Annotated in this window: 11 protein-coding genes and 1 pseudogene; 6 read left to right on the top strand and 6 right to left on the bottom strand. The window is 43.8% G+C overall.

Annotation, left to right across the window (positions count from 1 at the left end):
- Nucleotides 1-32: 32 nt before the first annotated feature.
- Nucleotides 33-2,117, top strand: coding sequence for a serine/threonine-protein kinase (locus tag QUA10_RS21380; protein ID WP_333082750.1), 2,085 nt, complete (start codon nt 33-35; stop codon nt 2,115-2,117).
- Here QUA10_RS21380 and QUA10_RS21375 read toward each other — a convergent pair.
- Complete coding sequence (locus QUA10_RS21375; RefSeq protein WP_333082751.1) at nt 2,094-5,993, bottom strand: DNA polymerase III subunit alpha; 3,900 nt, start codon at nt 5,991-5,993, stop codon at nt 2,094-2,096. The two genes, QUA10_RS21380 and QUA10_RS21375, sit on opposite strands and share 24 nt — an antisense overlap.
- 263 nt (nt 5,994-6,256) lie before the next feature.
- On the opposite strand from QUA10_RS21375, the gene QUA10_RS21370 reads away from it, so the two are divergent.
- On the top strand, nt 6,257-7,126 hold the full coding sequence (locus QUA10_RS21370) for a DUF4037 domain-containing protein (RefSeq protein ID WP_333082752.1): 870 nt from the start codon (nt 6,257-6,259) through the stop codon (nt 7,124-7,126).
- Nucleotides 7,127-7,238: 112 nt separating this feature from the next.
- Here the strand turns inward: QUA10_RS21370 and QUA10_RS21365 are convergent, their stop codons facing one another.
- Nucleotides 7,239-7,658, bottom strand: a complete 420-nt coding sequence (locus tag QUA10_RS21365; protein ID WP_333082753.1) for a lysozyme inhibitor LprI family protein — start codon at nt 7,656-7,658, stop codon at nt 7,239-7,241.
- A 16-nt stretch (nt 7,659-7,674) separates the two neighbouring features.
- Nucleotides 7,675-7,986 carry a DUF2499 domain-containing protein gene (locus QUA10_RS21360; protein ID WP_015176609.1) on the bottom strand — a complete coding sequence of 104 codons (312 nt, stop codon included), beginning with the start codon at nt 7,984-7,986 and terminating at the stop codon, nt 7,675-7,677.
- A gap of 406 nt (nt 7,987-8,392) precedes the next feature.
- On the opposite strand from QUA10_RS21360, the gene csaB reads away from it, so the two are divergent.
- The 3 genes from csaB (at nt 8,393) to trmB (ending at nt 10,965) form a co-directional block, all read left to right on the top strand.
- Nucleotides 8,393-9,430, top strand: coding sequence for a polysaccharide pyruvyl transferase CsaB (gene csaB / locus QUA10_RS21355; RefSeq protein WP_333082754.1), 1,038 nt, complete (start codon nt 8,393-8,395; stop codon nt 9,428-9,430).
- 22 nt (nt 9,431-9,452) lie between these two features.
- Nucleotides 9,453-10,184 carry a Uma2 family endonuclease gene (locus QUA10_RS21350; RefSeq protein WP_333082755.1) on the top strand — a complete coding sequence of 244 codons (732 nt, stop codon included), beginning with the start codon at nt 9,453-9,455 and terminating at the stop codon, nt 10,182-10,184.
- Between the two features lie 148 nt (nt 10,185-10,332).
- Nucleotides 10,333-10,965, top strand: coding sequence for a tRNA (guanosine(46)-N7)-methyltransferase TrmB (gene trmB, locus QUA10_RS21345; protein WP_333082756.1), 633 nt, complete (start codon nt 10,333-10,335; stop codon nt 10,963-10,965).
- Between the two features lie 149 nt (nt 10,966-11,114).
- On the opposite strand, the gene QUA10_RS21340 is transcribed toward trmB, so the two are convergent.
- Nucleotides 11,115-12,629, bottom strand: a complete 1,515-nt coding sequence (locus QUA10_RS21340) for a phospholipid carrier-dependent glycosyltransferase (protein ID WP_333082757.1) — start codon at nt 12,627-12,629, stop codon at nt 11,115-11,117.
- 308 nt (nt 12,630-12,937) lie between these two features.
- Here QUA10_RS21340 and QUA10_RS21335 point away from each other — a divergent pair, with 308 nt between their 5' ends.
- Nucleotides 12,938-16,498 (top strand): leucine-rich repeat domain-containing protein, encoded by a 3,561-nt coding sequence (locus QUA10_RS21335; protein WP_333082758.1) that lies wholly within the window; start codon nt 12,938-12,940, stop codon nt 16,496-16,498.
- Nucleotides 16,499-16,619: 121 nt separating this feature from the next.
- Here the strand turns inward: QUA10_RS21335 and QUA10_RS21330 are convergent, their stop codons facing one another.
- Together QUA10_RS21330 and QUA10_RS21325 are read right to left on the bottom strand one after the other, a co-directional pair.
- Nucleotides 16,620-17,999: a site-specific DNA-methyltransferase gene (locus QUA10_RS21330; protein ID WP_333082760.1), complete on the bottom strand. Its 1,380-nt coding sequence runs from the start codon at nt 17,997-17,999 to the stop codon at nt 16,620-16,622.
- A gap of 14 nt (nt 18,000-18,013) precedes the next feature.
- Nucleotides 18,014-18,418, bottom strand: a pseudogene (locus QUA10_RS21325) (hypothetical protein); the annotation flags it as partial.

Here is an 18,418-nt window from a genome sequence, read left to right as displayed (position 1 = left end):
GCTGTGGTGGGAATCTCCAGGCCGGAAAAAAGATGAGCTATTGCCTCAATCCCCATTGCCAAAAGCCGCAGAATGCTGACTCAACCAATTTTTGTCTGGCCTGCGGCTCTAAATTGCTACTGAAAGAGCGTTACCGCGCCATTCAACCTATCGGTGAAGGAACATTTGGCAGAACTTTTTTAGCTGTCGATGAAGATAGGTTGAAAACTCCCTGCGCCATCAAACAATTTTTCCCCCAAGTTCAAGAAAAAGCTGAATTAGAAAAGGCAACTGCACTGTTCAAACAAGAAGCTCACCGGTTGCACGAACTCGGAGAGCACCCGCAGATTCCAAGTTTGCTGGCTTCTTTTGAACAAGCCAAACGTCTGTATCTTGTGGAAGAGTTAATCGAGGGAAATAATTTGTTTCAGGAGTTGCAGCAGCGGGGAGCTTTTAGCGAGGAACAGATTTGGGAATTGTTGATCAATTTGTTGCCTGTTTTGCAATTTGTTCACGAGCAGCAGGTGATTCATCGAGATATTAAGCCGGAAAATATTGTGCGGAGAAATCCCCAAACCTTGGGGGCGGCGGGATATCCCAGTTCCACTACTGGTAAAGGAAAAGGATGGGCCAATTTACCTCAATCTTCTGCTGGTATGAAAGGGCTAATTGTCGCTGAATCTCCTGCTGTACAGGGGAATGCCAGGGGGGGTCAGTTTGTGCTAGTTGATTTTGGAGTTGCTAAGCACATTACCGGCCTTTCTGAGGCGCAAACTGGGACGATAACTGGAACTGCGGGCTATGCGCCCATCGAACAAATTCGCAGCGGCAAGGCGTATCCGGCGAGCGACCTTTACAGTTTGGGCGTTACCTGCATTCACCTGCTAACTGGGGCAGTATTGAAGGATTTGTTCGATGCTTTGGAATGCAAATGGATTTGGCGATCGCACTTGGCGCAAAAAGGCATAAAAGTCAGCCAAAAATTAGCAACTATTTTGAATAAATTGCTCAAAGATTCGGTAAGAGAGCGATATCAATCCGCTGCTGAAGTGTTGCAAGACTTGGTAAATGTTGGGCAATATCCCCGCTCTCAAATCAGTTATAATTCCCCAACAAAAATAGCTATTAATTCGCCAGTAACTAACTCGCAGCCAAATACAGCAACCGCCATCTCTGCCGCGCCGCCCCAGAAGATTCATGTTGTGCCATCCGCTGATCCGAGATTATTATCGTCTAATAACTGGCGGTGCGATCGCATTCTCCAAGGCCATTCAGCCCCGGTTAATGCTGTGGTTATTAATCCTCAAGGCAATATTCTCGCTAGCGCCAGCGACGATAAAACAATTAAGCTGTGGGATCTGCAAACAGGTGAATTCATCCATACCTTTTTCGGCCATTCCGCAACGGTTGATGCTGTGGCAATCAGCCCAGACGGAAGAATGATGGTTAGCGGCAGTTTTGACAGAAAAGTTATTGAGTGGAAGCTGGATAAAAAGGCGATGATTCGCGAATTTTACAGCGATTTTGGTTCGCCGTACAGTCACCGGTACGGGTCGGTGTACTCGGTGGCTTTTAGTTGCGACTCTGGAGCGATTGCGAGTGCCAGTGGCGACAAGAGTATTAAATTGTGGAACCAGCGCAACGGAGCATTAGTTCAAAAGCTTTCGGGACATTCTGACAAGGTTTTATCTGTTAGTTTTCGACCTCAAAGTATGATGCTTGCCAGCGGCAGTGCTGACACAACTATCAAGATGTGGCTGGTAGGTATTGGGGAGAGTGTACGGACTTTTGTCGGTCATTCAGATTGGGTTTATGCGATCGCATTTAGTCAAGATGGAAAGACAATTGTCAGTGGAAGTGCCGACGCTACTGTTAAATTGTGGAATGCCGATACAGGGGAATTGATTAATACTTTGAGGGGGCATTCTGATGCGGTAATTTCGGTGGCGATTAGTCCAGATCGCGAAACTATGGCTAGCGGCAGTCGAGACGGTACGGTTAAACTCTGGAACCTGGAAACAGGAGAATGTTTGTGCTCTCTTGCTGGGTGCAATCCGGTGGCTTTTAGTCCTGACGGTCAAACTTTAGTCACCGGTGGGGATGGCGGCGAAGTGTTAATTTGGCGGGCGTCTGTTTAGTTGGGCGAGATAAGTGACATACTTGTGAAGGCGATCGGTGTTAGTGTCAAGTAAGCGACTGGCCCAAGAATGTACATTAAGTTGCGATCGCATTTCTCGAAACACCGCAGCATCCCCGCGATTGTCTAGAGGAAAAACCCAAGCATCAAATCCAGCCGACTTAAGACGGCTAACAGTTCCCTCGCCATCTTGCACCCACAATTGAGAGTTAATGCGAACGGGTTGACAGGAATATTCACCGACAACAATTCCCCCCACAGAAACGCTAGCACCTTCTCCACGATTGGAAAGTTCTTGTAAAATAGCTTTGAGAGAATTGAGTTTTTTCCCGTCTTGTATTTGCTGGGGTGTCAGCTTGACAATCACCATTTCTAAAACTTCGACAGGTTTTGTCGATCGTACAACGTTGACTGGTTCCGCCGCCCAAGAATTTTGTGTTTCCGGTTGCGCCGCCCAAGAGTTTGGTGTTTCCGGTTCCGTCGCCCAAGAGTTTGGTGTCTGCAGTTGAACCCTCTCGATTTCCTCTGCAACCTGTACTGTTTCCACCGGCTTTGCAGTGTCTACAATTATCTGAATTTCCTCGCCATCTTTCTCAATTTTTCCACTAATCTGTAAGATAGCATTCTCTACAATGTAAGGCTTTACTTGTTCGTAAGCCTTGGGGAACACAACAGCTTTTATTTGATGTGTCAAATCTTCTAATTGCAAAATTGCCATCGCATCGCCTTTTTTTGTCACTACCATTTTGATAGCGCTGATCATGACAATAACTGATACTTTCCCCTTTTTATCTGCTAACTGTTCGAGAGTCACCACATCGGGGTCTTCGTTTACTTGCATGAGAAACTTTAGGGGATGTTCTGATACATAAAAGCCAAGGAGTTCTTTTTCTAAACGCAATTTCTCCTGTTTTTCATAATCTGGTACCAATTTAGATTTTGGCGCCGACTCATAGGTATTGACCGACTTCCCGAAGCTATTGGCACCTAACAAGTCAAAAAGATTACCTTGACCGCTTTCTCGGTCTCTTTTGCGCTCTTGCGCCCATTTAATAACCCCTTCGAGGTCGTGTACTAATTGATTGCGGTTGGGTTCAATTTTATCAAAAGCACCGCATTGAATTAATGCTTCTAAAGCGCGGCGGTTGACAGAATGGAGATTTACGCGATCGCACAAATCAGCCAGCGATTTAAACTTACCCCCTTCCTGTCTCGCTGCCAAAATATTTTCAATCGCCGCTTCTCCCACATTTTTAACAGCAGAAATTCCGAACAAAATTTTATCCTTTGCAGCTCCAGTCATCAGTTTGGGCAGCGGTGTAAAAGTAAGTTCCGAGCTATTAACATCTGGCGGCTCAACCTCAATACCAAGCTTGAGACAATTGGCAATATATTTCTGTACTTTATCCTGATCGCCCCTGTTAGCAGTCAGCAGTGCAGCCATGTATTCTAGAGGATAATTCGCCTTTAAATATGCCGTTTGATAAGTGATATACGCATAGGCCATTGAATGGGATTTATTAAAACAATATTCCGCGAATTGCAGCATTTGCGCGAACAGTTTATCAGCAATTCTTTGACTGACTCCATTCTTAGTTGCGCCGTCGATAAACGTTTCTTTTTGCTTCTGCATTTCATCAGCTTTCTTCTTGCCCATTGCGCGCCGCAGCAAGTCAGCTTGACCCAAAGAATAGCCCGCCAAATCTTGAGCCATCCGCATAATTTGCTCTTGAAAGCAAAGCGTGCCGTAAGTCTCTTTTAAAATCGGTTCTAATAGCGGATGATCGTACTCAACTGTTTTACCGTGCTTGCAGTCAATAAACTGAGGAATCAAACCTGCATCCAGCGGGCCAGGTCGGTAAAGTGCCAAAATAGAAGAAATATCATCCAGACAGGAAGGTTTGAGTTTTTTTACTACATCCAGCATTCCAGAGGATTCTAACTGAAAAATACCTTCTAAATCTCCTCTTTCTAAAAGTCTATAGGTTTTATCTACATCATCGGGTAACTTTTTGATTCTGCCAAAAGTCTCTTGAGCTCTGCGCTCTATATCAGAAGGTAGCATTTCTGGATCGACAATTAGATTTTGGGTTTGCTTAATGTAATCAACAGTTTTCTGAAGCGTTGTTAAATTTTTCAATCCCAAAAAGTCCATTTTCAGCAGCCCCAAAAATTCCAAATCTTCCATAAAATATTGGGTAATCACAGCACCCTCATTATTCTTTTGCAGCGGTACAAGTTCATCCAACGGTTCTGAAGAAATTACCACACCTGCCGCGTGAACCCCATAGGTTTTGTTGGTTCCTTCAATACGAATTGCCATGTCAATCCACTGACGAACGGGGACTTCAGTACCAGTTTCTGCATTTATGCAAATTGTATTTTCATAGTTGTCTTTAAATTCCTGTGCAGGTGTGTCATCGGAAATCATCACTTTAAGTTTTTCCGGTTTTCCCCTGGAGACGGGAATTAATTTTGCCATTTCGTCGGCTTTTTTGTAGGGAATACCTAACACTCTGGCAACATCTTTCAAGACAGCTTTTGATGTCATCCTGTTGAAAGTAATAATTTGCGCTACGCGCTCGCTACCATATTTTTCAGTAACGTATTTAATCATGTCGTCCCGCCTTTCTATGCAGAAATCGCTATCAATATCTGGCATAGATTTCCGTTCGGGATTGAGAAATCGCTCGAATAGTAGTCCGTGGTGTACGGGGTCGATATTGGTGATTTTGAGGACGTAGGCAACTAGAGAACCTGCGGCAGAACCGCGTCCTGGTCCTACTGGAATATCGTTATCTCTAGCATATTTTATGTAGTCCCAAACTACTAAAAAGTATTCTGAAAAGCCCATCTGCTGAAGCATCTTCAGTTCGTATTCTAGTCTCTGTTTGTAGACTGGGGGGATTTCATTTCTGGTGCGGGCCTTGAGGCGTTCTAACAGTCCCAGCCAGGATATTTCTTCTACATAAGTATCGGCTGTATGTTCTGGGGGAATCGGAATTGTGGGAATTCGAGCTTCTCCTGTGAGCTCGTATCTCGATACTTTATTTGCGACCTCTAGGGTATTTTCGATCGCCTCTTTGATCGTTTCATCATCCAAATGGTCTCGAAACAGTTGCGCCATCTCCTCTGCGGACTTAAGATATTCAGTACCGCTGTAGCGCATCCGCTTGTCTTCTTCAATCAGTTTGTTGGTGTTAATGCACAGTAAAGCATCGTGTGCTTCTACGTCGTTGCAGGAAATATAGTGAGAATCATTGGTGGCAATTATTTTAATTTTGAGTTCGCGGGCAATTTTAACGATTTCAACATTAACAATCCGGTCTTCCGGGGAACCGTGGTCTTGAATTTCTATATAGTAATCTTCCCCAAATACTTCTTTATACCATTTGGCTACTTCACGGGCAGTATCTAGCTTGTTTTGGAGAATCATTTGGGGAACTTCGCCACCCAAACAAGCACTGGTGACAATTAAACCTTCGGAGTATTGTTTTAGTAGTTCCTTGTTGATGCAGGGGCGGGCAAAAATACCTCTTTCTGGCATTCCCTTTAAGTGGGAAATTGTGGTTAGTTTGACGAGGTTTTTATAACCTTGAGTATTTTTAGCTAAAACAACTTGATGGTATTTTCTTCTACCTCGAACTTTTACTTCTATGTCGCCGTTGACGACATACATTTCGTTGCCAATAATCGGCTTGATATTTTTATTTCTGCAAACTTTGATGAGTTCGATCGCCCCGTACATCACCCCGTGGTCTGTAAGGGCAATCGCGGGCATCCCCAATTCCACCGCCCGTTCTGCGAGCTGTTGTAGCTGAGAAGCCCCATCTAGTAAGCTATAATCGCTGTGAATGTGCAAACCAACGAAGGACATAGGGATTTAAAATATAAGATTTGAGAATTTAGATTTTACACCATTGCCGTGTCAAAGCGTAAAATAAAAAACAAAATTTTATATCTCTTTTGAGCTGGTTTGGGTTGGGGGTCTGATGTTGTAGCAGCGCATCAGTTCGCCTCCGCCATATTTGTTAACAATTATCAATTGTTGAGTTAGGAGTTCAAAGTTATGGGTTAAAATCTTGAGCGGTACAGTTAAGCATTTGCTGTTATTTTTTAAGTAGCTAACCAGGTAATTAAATGCTGCACAATTATCAACTAGCTCTCGAACAAATTCCCCCACTGGCTCAAACTATTGGGGAGCAGTTTAGCAGTTTGCCTCAAGTTGTAGCCGTCGTTTTAGCAGGTTCTCGAACAACTCTAGTTACGGATGAGTCATCGGATTTTGATTTTTACGTGTATGTTGAAGAGGAAATTCCTGTTGACATACGGGAGGCGATAGCGAGACAATTTTCCGATCGCATTTCAATCAACAATCAATTTTGGGAACCCGGGGACGAGTGGATAGATATTAACACTGGCTGCGGTATAGATATTATGTACCGCCAGCCCCAATGGATCGAAGAAGAACTCGATCGCATCCTGGTAAAACATCAAGCATCAGTAGGTTATTCAACCTGTTTTTGGTGGAACGTTCTCACCTCAGTATCATTGTATGACAGAGACGGTTGGTTTCAGCAATTTCAAGCAAATGTCGATCGACCTTATCCAGAACAACTCCGTCAAGCGATAATTGCCAAAAATTATCCGATTTTGCGCCACCAGATTTTTTCATTTCGCCACCAGCTAGAATCCGCTGTTTTCCGCCGCGATTCAGTAAGTATTATCCATCGAACAGCCGCTTTTTTAGGCAGTTATTTTGATATTGTTTTTGCTATTAATTCTATCCCTCATCCGGGCGAAAAGCGCCTAGTAGAAAGGGCAACAGCTTTGTGTTCAAAATTGCCGGAAAATTTGGAGAGCCAAATTCACAGTCTAACTAATTCTATTTCGTTACCTGCGGGCGATCGCCAAATTTTAGATTGTCTTGATGGACTGGTTGACAGTCTCGATCGATTGTTGATTGAGGCAGGTTTAATTGCTACTAATTCTGTGGCGTTGCAATTCTGAAAGATTGGTGAAGTAGATTTTTTTACAAATACAGGCGGGACGCCTGTGCCACAAATACAGGCGGGACGCCTGTGCCACAAACCGAGCACCTCCCTAAATAGCGATCGAACTTTTACAAATTTGCTTGTTTCAAATAACCTTCCAAATCTTTAATCCGTTCTTGCGTCACTCTTGCCCTGCAATAACCGTAGGTAGAAGCAGCCAAACTACCGCCTTCAAACTGCCCCATTTCATAATTGCAAGATTCATCTCTAAACTTGAGCCAACTACGCTGTGCTACTATCAATCTTTGCTTTTGTTTGCTGTTGAGTTTCGGCTGAAGTTGCTTATATACTTGATTGAGCTTTTTGTCGGCAGCCTCAAACTCTTGACTGGAACAGACATTCATCTCTACCGTGGTTTGAGGATTTTTGCAGTTAGGCTGTTGGGCGAGTTCCAAGGAAGTGTTGCTGGCTTTGCTGGGCAGCAAAAATCCGGCTGTTAACAACAGCGAACTCGCGGCTAATTTGACCCAAATAGTGATTTTTTTCAAAATATTTACCTCTTTTTCAATCTTTAATTTTTTCTGGTTGAGCCGATCGCCAAATCCACCAAGCCGCCGCCCACAAAGTAAAATTGCCGAAGAGAGTCATCGCCGCTTGCAGGGTAACGATCCATTCTAGGGCTGGGGAGTTGTCAAAATAGTGCCACGTACAGGCACACATAGCGCTGACAAGAGCGGGCAGCATTGCGGCGGAAAGGGCCCACCAAGCTCGGTTTTGAGTGACTTCGCCGTAAGTCCAAATTAACCAGATGGCGGCAATCCACTCGACGACGCTAGAGACGTGAATAATCCAGGTGGGAATTGACAAAGCGTGCATTTTTTGTATTGTGAACGAAGATGAAAGATTTATCGATCGGGACTTACACAACAGTCATATAAAGTATGATGAGTCAGTCGATTTTAGATTTTAGATTTTAGATTTTAGATTTACTCCACAGATAAATCTTGGAGATTGAGCTTTGGTCTAAAATTTTAGGAGCATCCACGACTTAAGTCGGGGCTTGTACCTGTTTTTGGGCTGGTCATACAATTTTAGATTAGCGATTGGAGATTTTATTAGATTTGCGATTTGAGCTGAATGATGACGTAAAGCCTTGAAGCTTGATGACAGTAGCATTTTTTTGGTAGTAGCATCAAATTTCAAATCTCAAATATCAAAAAAATCTAAAATCTAAAATCTAAAATAGTTAGATTCCCCATCACAAACAAAGAAAAGAGTAGAAATGCGAGCAATTTTGTGCGGCTATTACGGTAAAGGCAACGGCGGCGACGAGGCGCTGTTGGCATCGCTACTGCAAATGTTACCAGATGGCGTGACGCCGATCGTCCTGTCTGGCAATCCTGTCGAGACAAATCAGCGGTACGGGGTAGCAGCGCGCGATCGCATGAATGCCTTTCAAGTTCTCGAAGCACTCCGCACCTCCGACGCGCTAATTTGGGGCGGCGGCAGTTTAATTCAAGACGCTACTAGCATTGCAAGCCCTTTCTATTATGGGGGTTTGATGGGAATAGCGCAGCGGATGGGCTTAAAAACTGTTGCCTGGGCCCAGGGAATTGGCCCTTTAAAGCGGGAAATGACTCGCAAGTTATCTCAGCGGTGTTTTGCTGGATGCACGGCCGTCAGCGTGCGGGATAAAGGTTCAGCTACTTTACTTGCAGATTGGAAAATTCCCTTTACTTTAGCGCCCGATCCCGTGTGGGCTTTAGAGAATTCTCCCGTGTCGGGTTTGTGGGATTTACCTGCGCCCAGAGTTGCTGTTTGTTTGCGTTCTCATTCTACACTAACTCCCGCCCGTTTGTCAATCTTAACTCAAGCTTTAGTTGACTTTCAAAAAGCAACTCGCACCTTAATTTTGCTGCTGCCTTTTCAAGCGTCTCACGACTTAGAAATTGCCCAACATTTGCACGAATCCCTGCCGAAAAGGAGCCGCATCCTCAGTTTAGACGACCCCAGAAAATTGAAAGGAGTGTTCCGGGGAGTCGAAATGGCGATCGGGATGCGCTACCACAGTTTAATTATGGCAGCATCCGAAGAATGCCGCTGTTTTGCCCTCAGCTACGATCCCAAAGTCAGCCAGTTAATGGAAGAGCTAGAAATGCCAGGATACTTATTATCAGAATTGCCAGAAGATCCTTATTTAATCAGTAAAACCTGGATCGAACACTATGCTAACGGCGACGCCTTATCGCCAGACAGGATAAAATTTATAGTAGATCGATCGCTCTTTCATCGCGAAGTATTGCGAGCCGCGCTCCAGTAATCTCATTCAGAGGTGAAATACAATGACAGTCAGTACAGCCGACTTAAAAATTACCTGGGAAAAATTGCCAGACGACTTCATTTTAGACGAGGAACCAGTGGAAAATATCGACCAGCCCTTGCTCGCTGCCACCTTGCGGGAAATCTTAGAAATCGCAGGGCTAATTGTAACAGGAATATTAGTTGCCCCAAACATGAGAATTTGTGCGACAGTAGACAGCAAGCTAGTAATCAAAGCTCCAGATTGGTTTTATGCCCGCAACGTACAGCCGCTTTCTAGTCAAGAAATTCGCCGCAGTTACACTCCCAACTTAGAAGGAGAAGTCCCGGCGATTGTGATGGAATTTTTGTCAGCTAGTCCCAACGATGAATATTCGATAAAACCAACGTATCCGCCGGGAAAATGGTTTTTTTACGAGCAAGTATTGCGAGTGCCAATCTATGTACTTTTTGAACCTGCCGCCGGAGTTCTCGAAGTCTATCAGTTGAATTCATCAGGACGATATCAAGTACAGAAGCCGGATTCAAACAATCGTTATTGGATTGAAGAAATTGGTTTATTTTTGGGTGTTTGGCAGGGAACAAAAGCTGAAAGAACGGGATATTGGTTGCGCTGGTGGGATGAAAGCGGAGAGATGTTATTGTGGGGAGCAGAAATGGTAGAAAGGGAACGGCAGGAAAAAGCAAATGTTCAACAGCGGGCTGATCGACTAGCCGCCCAATTAAGAGCAGCAGGCATTGAACCAGAAGCCTAATGCAATAATGAGCAATTAAACTTTGCCGAGTAAAAATTTGAATAGCTCATTAATTAAAAAGTATTGAACAACATCGCAAACATCAATATTTATCGGCGTTAATCAGCCTTCATCAGCAGTTAAAAATTACATTCAGGAGACAGCAAAATTGGCAAGAGTAAGAGTGCGGGAACACGTCAATCCCCTATCAATAAGATATCAAGCATCTGCAAGTCCCCCGGATTGGACTAAAATCTATGCCGACTTAAAATTACCGCTGCATTTAGATATCGGCTGTGGCAGAGGACGGTTTTTGTGGCATATGGCGCAAATCCAAACAGACTGGAATTTTTTAGGATTAGAAATTCGGGAACCTCTGGTAGAGGAGGCGAATCTTTGGCGGGACGAAAAAGGCTTGACAAATTTGCACTATTTGTTTTGCAATGCGAATAGTTCCCTGAAACCAATTTTAGAAACTTTACCCGCAGGTATTTTGCAGCGAGTTAGCATTCAATTTCCCGATCCGTGGTTCAAAAAAAAGCACCACAAACGGCGGGTGGTGCAGCAAGAATTAGTCAACGAATTGGCAACTTATCTGGCAATTGGCGGCGAAGTTTTTATCCAGTCAGATATTGAGGAAGTAGAAAGGGAAATGTGCGATCGCTTTTCATCTCACCCCAGTTTTAAACGTCAAAACGGCGACAACTGGCTAGCAGAAAATCCCCTACCTGTTGCTACAGAAAGAGAAATTGCTACTCTGAAACGCGGTGAACCAGTTTATCGAGCACTGTATCAAAAATAATGCTCGCTTTTGCCAACTCACCTTGGTAATAAACGTTATAAGTTACATCTTGCACCTTGGTTAGGAACAGGCAAGATGCCTGTTCCACAAAATTTAATTTTCTTGTGGAACGGGCCGGAGAACCCGTTAATAAAAGACTTATTTCTAACTTAAACCCAAGACGGCAGCCACATCCTAATTTTCCATTCCATTTGCGACAAAGGCAGTCCCAAATAGATAGGCATCCAGAAAATAAAAGCACCCAAAACTAGAAAAATAATTGTTACCCCCATCCCTCGGAGTCGAGTTTGAGGGCTGTGCAGCCACCTGTCAGTCCACCAAGCAAGTGCTAAGGCTGCAAACACAGAACAGCCCATATAATGGTACAAAAATATGCAGCGAGTCACCTTCACCCAAGGCAGCAAATTAGCTGCCCAATTAACTATTAAATATAACCCCAGCCACATTTCAGCAGTCGGCGGAAACAAAATCGGCTGCTGCTGTTCTATCGTGTCAAGAGAATCCTCGCTGCGCGTTTGCAGCCATACCAAAATCCGGTGAACTAAAACTCCTATTACTAGCACTAAAGCTAAGGTTGACAGCCACCAAAGGAAGGGATTTCCCATTGCGTGAACGTCAAAAATTACCTCAGTTGCACCTTCAGGTAAAGGCGGCAAAACCGGATCTGATTGTGCATTGTTGCTAGCTTTTTTGAAGAAGTAAACTATCGGGCGCAGCATCAACGGCCAACCGTACCACGCGGAACAGTAAGGATGCACATCTGGGCCACTTTTAATCCGCTGGTGATAAGTCAAGATTTCCGTTTGCATCTGCCAGAAATTGGGAGTTGGATTAAAGTGCAGGTGAGGAATCCAAGAGATGCTGTAAACTAGAATAGGAATAATAGCTAGACTCAAGCAGAGTTCTATAAAATTGAGTTGAGTCAGTTTTTGTACGGGACTTTCGGCAGGAATTAGAGGTGAATCTACCTCGCGGCTTTGTTCTTCATTTCCTCTGTTACCCTGGATAAAACGAACTGCCCAAGCACAGATTAAAATTAGATAAGTACCGAAAAGAAACCATAATCCGTTCCATTTGATAGCCGCAGATGCGCCGAAACCTATTCCGGCGAGTACCAGCCCAAGCCAGCGCTTTTTGCCTTCTGCTTCTACGGCTTTTAAAATAAATAACTGACCTAAAATTCCAAATAAAACCAGATAAATGTTGTTCAGCGCGTAGCGAGACTCAACTAAAAACAGACCGTCGCAGGCGATCAATAAAGCAGCAATAAAAGCAAAGGTGTGGCGCGGAACTAGCTGATAAGCTAGCGCTCCCACAACTAGGGGAATAAAGGAACCTGTGAGAGCATTCAGCCAGCGGTAATCCCAAGGGGAAAGCAGGGAGCCAGCCTTACTGTTGACGGCTGTTTGTCCGAAGGGAAGGTGAGTGCCGATCCAAATGCCGATCGCAATTATGTACTGGCTCAGAGGCGGGTGAGCGTTGAAAAACGGAGTTTTGGTGAGATAATCGTTAGCAAATTTAGCGTAATAAACCTCGTCAAATACTAAAGTGTTAAATCGCTCTAGTTCCCAAAAGCGTAGTGTTAAGGATAGGAGGAACACACCGAGCATTGCTAGGGAAAAAATAACATTCGATTTGTTAAATTGTTTTTTCTTGCTTTTCATAAAACAGCAGCAAATAATAGATACTAAATTTGAGGGCGATCGCTAATTTTAAATTCGTGAGTTGAGAGTAACGTAAAATAGGACTTGTGCAGAAACCGAATTTTTCATGAGGAACCGGGTTTTTTGGAAACACCCGGTTTCTTAAACCCGGATTCTAATAATGCTTGGAGAGTGCAGCGAGAAGCAGTAGCGACTATTGTTTCACCAAATGCTCCAGATCTAATTGGCAAGCAGGAAGGAAAAGGGTGCATCACAAGGTGCGATAGATTATGATAGCAGCTAATCATGTCTTTTTTGAGCGAGTGCTTATGAATCCCATACTTTCGATTTGGGGGCGTTGGGGGTTAGCTGTAGGTGCGACTATCCTGATGGGATCTGCCGCCGCGCCAAATCCCCAAACATTTGAAAGTTTTGCTGATTTTTGTACAAACAAAGAGAATTTGCCCCCTGAAACCAGACATACGGTGGAGGTGTTGCTATCAAAAGCAAAAACACAAGAGTGCGATCGCGCTCAAAAAACCCTGACTAATCTCACAGAACTTTCCCTAATTCGCAATCAAATAGTCGATATCAAACCATTATCAAAATTAACCAATCTGAGAGAACTCAACCTCAGTAGAAATCAAATAACAGATGTGCAACCCTTATCGGGACTGACTAATCTGAGATTTCTCACCCTCACTTCCAATCAAATCTCTGACGTGAAACCATTATCGGGACTGACTAATCTCACACTACTTTACCTAGCTGACAATCAAATAGTCGATATCAAACCATTATCAAAATTAACCAATCTGAGAAGGCTCAACCTCAGTGTAAATCAAATAACAGATGTGCAACCCTTATCGGGACTGACTAATCTGAGAGCCCTCGTCCTCAAATTCAATCAAATCTCAGACGTGAAACCCTTATCGGGACTGACTAATCTGACAGAGCTTTTCCTCGAAGCTAATCAAATCGTAGATGTAAAACCTTTAGCGGGATTGACTAATCTAACAGGGCTGTCCCTCGCATCTAATCAAATTGTAGATGTGACACCTTTATCGACAATGACGGAGTTGAATTTTCTTTATTTGAGTGGCAATAAAATAACAGATGTGAAACCATTATCGGGATTTGCCAATCTGATACTGCTTTTCCTCGAATCCAATCAAATCGCAGATATCAAACCTTTAGCGAGATTGACAAATCTGACCGCCCTACACCTCAGTAGAAATCAAATCGCAGATATCAAACCTTTAGCGGGATTGGTATATCTGACCACCCTCGATGTCAGTAGAAATCAAATCCCGGATGGAGAAGCCGATCGATTAATTCAGAAAAACAAACAACGATTAAATCAAAAAACAGATGAAGCCGAGCGATTGGTTGAGGAAGCTGGGCGACTATTCGATCAGGAAACAGCAGCATCTTACCAGGAGGCATTGCAAAAGTTTGATGCAGCGCGTTCGCTTTATCAAATGCTTAGAAATCGGGACAAGGAAGCTGAGACGCTGAATATAATGGGCTTGATTAGTAATAGATTAGGAGAAAGACAGCAAGCCCTGAACTACTACCAGCAAGCCCTTTCTGGGTCTCAGACTGTAGGCGATCGCCAGATGCAAGCCCTCATCCTCAACAATATCGGCGCTTTCTACTATGCTTTGGGAGAGAAACAGCAAGCCATCGACTACTATAACCAAGTCCTTTCCTTAATTCGGGAAATAGGCGATCGCCCTGAAGCAAGTATCAACCTCAGCAACATCTCGAACCTACCCGCAAACAGCGATACATCTTTGGGCGATCGCACTGCGGAAGCCACCACACTCAACAACATCGGCTTAGCCTACAACGATTTGGGAGAAAAACAGAAAGCAAAAGAGTATCTTAACCAAGCCCTTCCCTTATTCCGGGCTATGGGCGATCGGACTAAGGAAGCCACTATCCTCAACAATATTGGCATAGTCTACTATGATTTGGGAGAAAAACAAACAGCCCTCGACTACTACAAACAAGCTCTCGATTTGAGACAAAAAGTGGGCGATAGGCGTGGAGAAGCCAACAGCCTCAACAATCTAGGTAATACTTACTCAGAATTAGGAAAACTGGAGAAAGCAGAAGAATATTTCAACCAAGCCCTGCCACTGTTTCGCACTGTGGGCGATCGTCCTGGGGAAGCCCTCACCCTCTACAATAGGGCTATTCTCAAAGGCGATCGAGGCAATTTAATCGCAGCCCTCACTGACATTGAAACCTCCATCAAAATCATCGAAAACCTCCGCACCAAAATTACCAACCACGAGCTCCGCATATCATACTTTGCCACCGTACAACACTATTACCAGTTATACATTGACCTGTTAATGGAACTGCACAAAACCAATCCCAACTCTGGTTACGATCGCAAAGCCTTAGAAGCCAGCGAAAGTTCCCGCGCCCGCAGCCTTCTCGAACTTCTTCAAGAAGCAAACGCCGATATTCGCCAAGGTGTAGCCCCGGAATTATTGCAGCAAGAACGCAATTTACAACAGCAACTCGATGCCTTAGAAACACGGCGAATCGAAACTATAAGCCGCCCCAATCATACCCCTGCAGAAAAAGCAGAATTAGACCAAAAACGGCAAACTTTACTAGGACAATATCAGGACATTCAAGCCCAAATCCGCTCCACCAGCCCCCGGTACGCCGCCCTCACCCAACCGCAACCTTTAACCCTGGCACAGATTCAACAACAAATCCTCGATGACAATACCATTTTACTCCAGTATTCTTTAGGGAAACATCGTAGCTATCTCTGGGCTGTGACTAAAACCAGTATCACCAGTTATGAATTGCCCAAACAGGTTGACATCGAAAAAGCCGCCCGCAATTTCCGCAATGCTGTGACTAACCCGCGCTACCGCAACATTCCCGATCGAGTTGCTGAAGCTAACAACACGCTCAGTCAAATTATTTTACAGCCCGTAGCAGCACAACTCGGTCAAAAACGCCTGCTGATAGTTGGCGATGGCATTCTCAATTACCTCCCCTTTGCCGCCCTCTCACTCCCGGAAACACCCGGTAAAAATCCGAATCCGCCTTTAATTGTAGACCATGAAATTGTGCTGCTGCCTTCAGCTTCCACCTTGGGAATCTTAAGACAAAACTACAATGACAGACAACCCCCAACTCGGACTTTAGCAATGCTCGCCGATCCAGTTTTTAGCGCTAAGGATGAACGAGTCAGAACCCAGTCTAATAGCGGCCATCCCCAAGCAATAGAATCAGTAAATCTCGGTTTAAGCCGCTCTAGCCGCGCCAATAACATACAGTTGATCCGTTTAAAATTTACACGCCAAGAAGCTCAAATCATTCAAGCATTAGTACCAGCCAATTCTCGTACCGAATCTTTGGATTTTGCAGCCAGCCGCGCCGCAGCAACCAGTCAGAACTTAAGCCAATATAAAATCATTCATTTTGCCACTCACGGTTTAGCGAATAGCACTAACCCGGAACTATCGGGAATTATCTTGTCACTGGTAGATGACAAGGGCAATCCCTTAAACGGATTCCTGAGACTTACTGATATTTTCAATCTCAAATTAGCAGCAGATTTAGTAGTGTTAAGTGCCTGTCAAACCGGAATGGGGCCGATCGTTCAAGGCGAGGGCATGGTAGGATTGACACGGGGATTTATGTATGCAGGGGCTCAGCGAGTGGTGGTGAGTTTGTGGAGTGTGGACGATGAAGGAACGGCTAAGTTAATGTCGAGTTTCTATCAGGGAATGCTGCAAAAAGGGTTAACGCCAGCGGCAGCATTGAGGGCGGCGCAAGTGGAAATGTTGAAGCAGGAAGAGTGGCGTTCTCCTTATTATTGGGCGGCTTTTACGCTTCAGGGGGAATGGCGATAAATTTTATGAAAAACAGTTATGATATCAAGTTTGATTAATTGCTGATAAATCTTATATGGTAATAGTCGAGCAAATTTTTGCGATGTGGCAGAAGGCTTTTTGTGATTTTTTTTGTACGCTGCTACTGCCATTCTATCCATTGCCTCACAATATTTTCTAGTTCCCCAGCAAACGAATCAGTTGCATAAAGATCAAAGTTATTAATCATCTCGCTTTTTTCTAAGGGAGACTCAGCTTGAAATATAGATTCATCTAAGTTAAAAAGTGATAATTGGCGAGACTCGTCATCCGATGGATTCTGGTGTAGGGATGTTTGCTGGCTGACAAAATCGCCCATCCGTTCGCAACCCTTAGCAAAACGGCGCAAAGTAGTTGAGATCGCCTCAGAACTATTATCAATTCCTATCCATCTCCTCCCAAACTCCGAAGCAACACTCAAAGTCGTACCCGAACCGGCAAAGCAATCCAGCACTAAATCATCAGGATTTGATGAAGCTCGAATAATTCTACTAACTAGATCACGGTTTTTCTCTGTTGGATAACCTGTAATTTTAATATTCTGATTGTGAGCATCGCGAAACTCTAGCCAAATATCTTGTACGGGAATCCCGCTACTGCTATCCAAATATATCTTGCGACGGGGATTTCCTGTTGCAGACCAATATATTTCCCCTCTAGCATCCATTTCATCTAGTGTTTGAGGTGGAAATTGCCAATGCTTTCCCGGTGGCGGATTCATCCCTCGCCACGACTTTCCAGTTTCGCCATTTCGCACTCCCGGCGCATGAATCGGAACCTTTTTATATCGCCGTCCAGTTTCCTTTTCAATATATTCATATTCTTTGTTGGCGCGCTTATCAGTCCATTCTTCAACAGGACGATTCCAGACATAAGTATCTGATTTACTATAAAACAGGATAAAATCTGAAACATTGCCGTAAGTCTTTTTTGTGTAGTTCTTGGGATTACATTTTTTGCGAGTAATCCAATTTCTAAAATTGCGTTGACCAAAAATTTCATCCATAATCACCTTGATATAAAATGCCATTTTATCATCAAGATGGACATATATTGAGCCGTCATCAGCTAATAACTCTCTCAATAGTATCAACCTCTGACGAATAAATTCAATATAACTGTTCCCTCCTAATAAGTCAGAATAAGCCGCAGTCTGAGAACGCGATTGAAACACACTTTTAGTTGCAAAAGGCGGATCTATATAAATTAATCTTACTTTACCTTTTACTGAACTATCTTTAAGTAAAGATGCTAAAATTGGTAAATTATCACCATAGTAAAGACGGTTTTCATTTGCCAGACTTAGCTGTTCATTGCTAGACCACAGTTTTACACATTCAGCTTGATGAGTGTCTAAAACTTCACTTGCAGGCACTTTTCCTGGATAGGAAAAGCACGCATCCAAGCTATTGTTTAATTCGCTTTCACTAAAATTAGATGCAGCTTGACCCTGCGATTGTTTTTTAGAAATACCCGTAGCCATTGTCACTCCTATTTTCAAGAACGCAGCCATTCCACTGTAATCCGATCTGGAACCATACGCAGTGTCAATACAATAATCTTGTCTTGCCAGCTATTTTCAATATTTGCGTAGTCATCCCACATCGATCCGAGTAAGAGACCAGGCCCATCATTCAGGAAAATTACTTTAGTTCTTAAGTTATGATTTTGTGTATAGCTGAGGATTTCATCAGCGCAGCTACGATAACCACCTGTTCGGTCGTCTTCTTGTGCACCGCCTCTATCTGAATCATATCTTGCCAATCCTATTGCCAGCAAGTCATTTTCATTAATATCGTAAATCACAAAATCAACAGGACGTTTCGGGGGTAGTGGCCAAGAAGTAATGATGGTAAGATAGTAGCCTTGATAAGTTTTTTGTGAACTATGCCGAATTGTCCC

The sequence above is a fragment of the Microcoleus sp. Pol8_D6 genome (assembly GCF_036700965.1).
Taxonomy (GTDB): Bacteria; Cyanobacteriota; Cyanobacteriia; order Cyanobacteriales; family Microcoleaceae; genus Microcoleus.
Note: the sequence above shows the minus strand (reverse complement) of the source record. Positions and strands in the feature narration are given on the sequence as shown.

Coding starts and splice junctions, on each gene's coding strand:
- csaB (WP_333082754.1), top strand. CDS start 8,393: ATGCGAGCAATTTTGTGCGGCTATTACGGTAAAGGCAACGGCGGCGAC.
- QUA10_RS21340 (WP_333082757.1), bottom strand. CDS start 12,629: ATGAAAAGCAAGAAAAAACAATTTAACAAATCGAATGTTATTTTTTCC.
- QUA10_RS21350 (WP_333082755.1), top strand. CDS start 9,453: ATGACAGTCAGTACAGCCGACTTAAAAATTACCTGGGAAAAATTGCCA.
- QUA10_RS21375 (WP_333082751.1), bottom strand. CDS start 5,993: ATGTCCTTCGTTGGTTTGCACATTCACAGCGATTATAGCTTACTAGAT.
- QUA10_RS21330 (WP_333082760.1), bottom strand. CDS start 17,999: ATGGCTACGGGTATTTCTAAAAAACAATCGCAGGGTCAAGCTGCATCT.
- QUA10_RS21380 (WP_333082750.1), top strand. CDS start 33: ATGAGCTATTGCCTCAATCCCCATTGCCAAAAGCCGCAGAATGCTGAC.
- QUA10_RS21335 (WP_333082758.1), top strand. CDS start 12,938: ATGAATCCCATACTTTCGATTTGGGGGCGTTGGGGGTTAGCTGTAGGT.
- QUA10_RS21360 (WP_015176609.1), bottom strand. CDS start 7,986: ATGCACGCTTTGTCAATTCCCACCTGGATTATTCACGTCTCTAGCGTC.
- QUA10_RS21370 (WP_333082752.1), top strand. CDS start 6,257: ATGCTGCACAATTATCAACTAGCTCTCGAACAAATTCCCCCACTGGCT.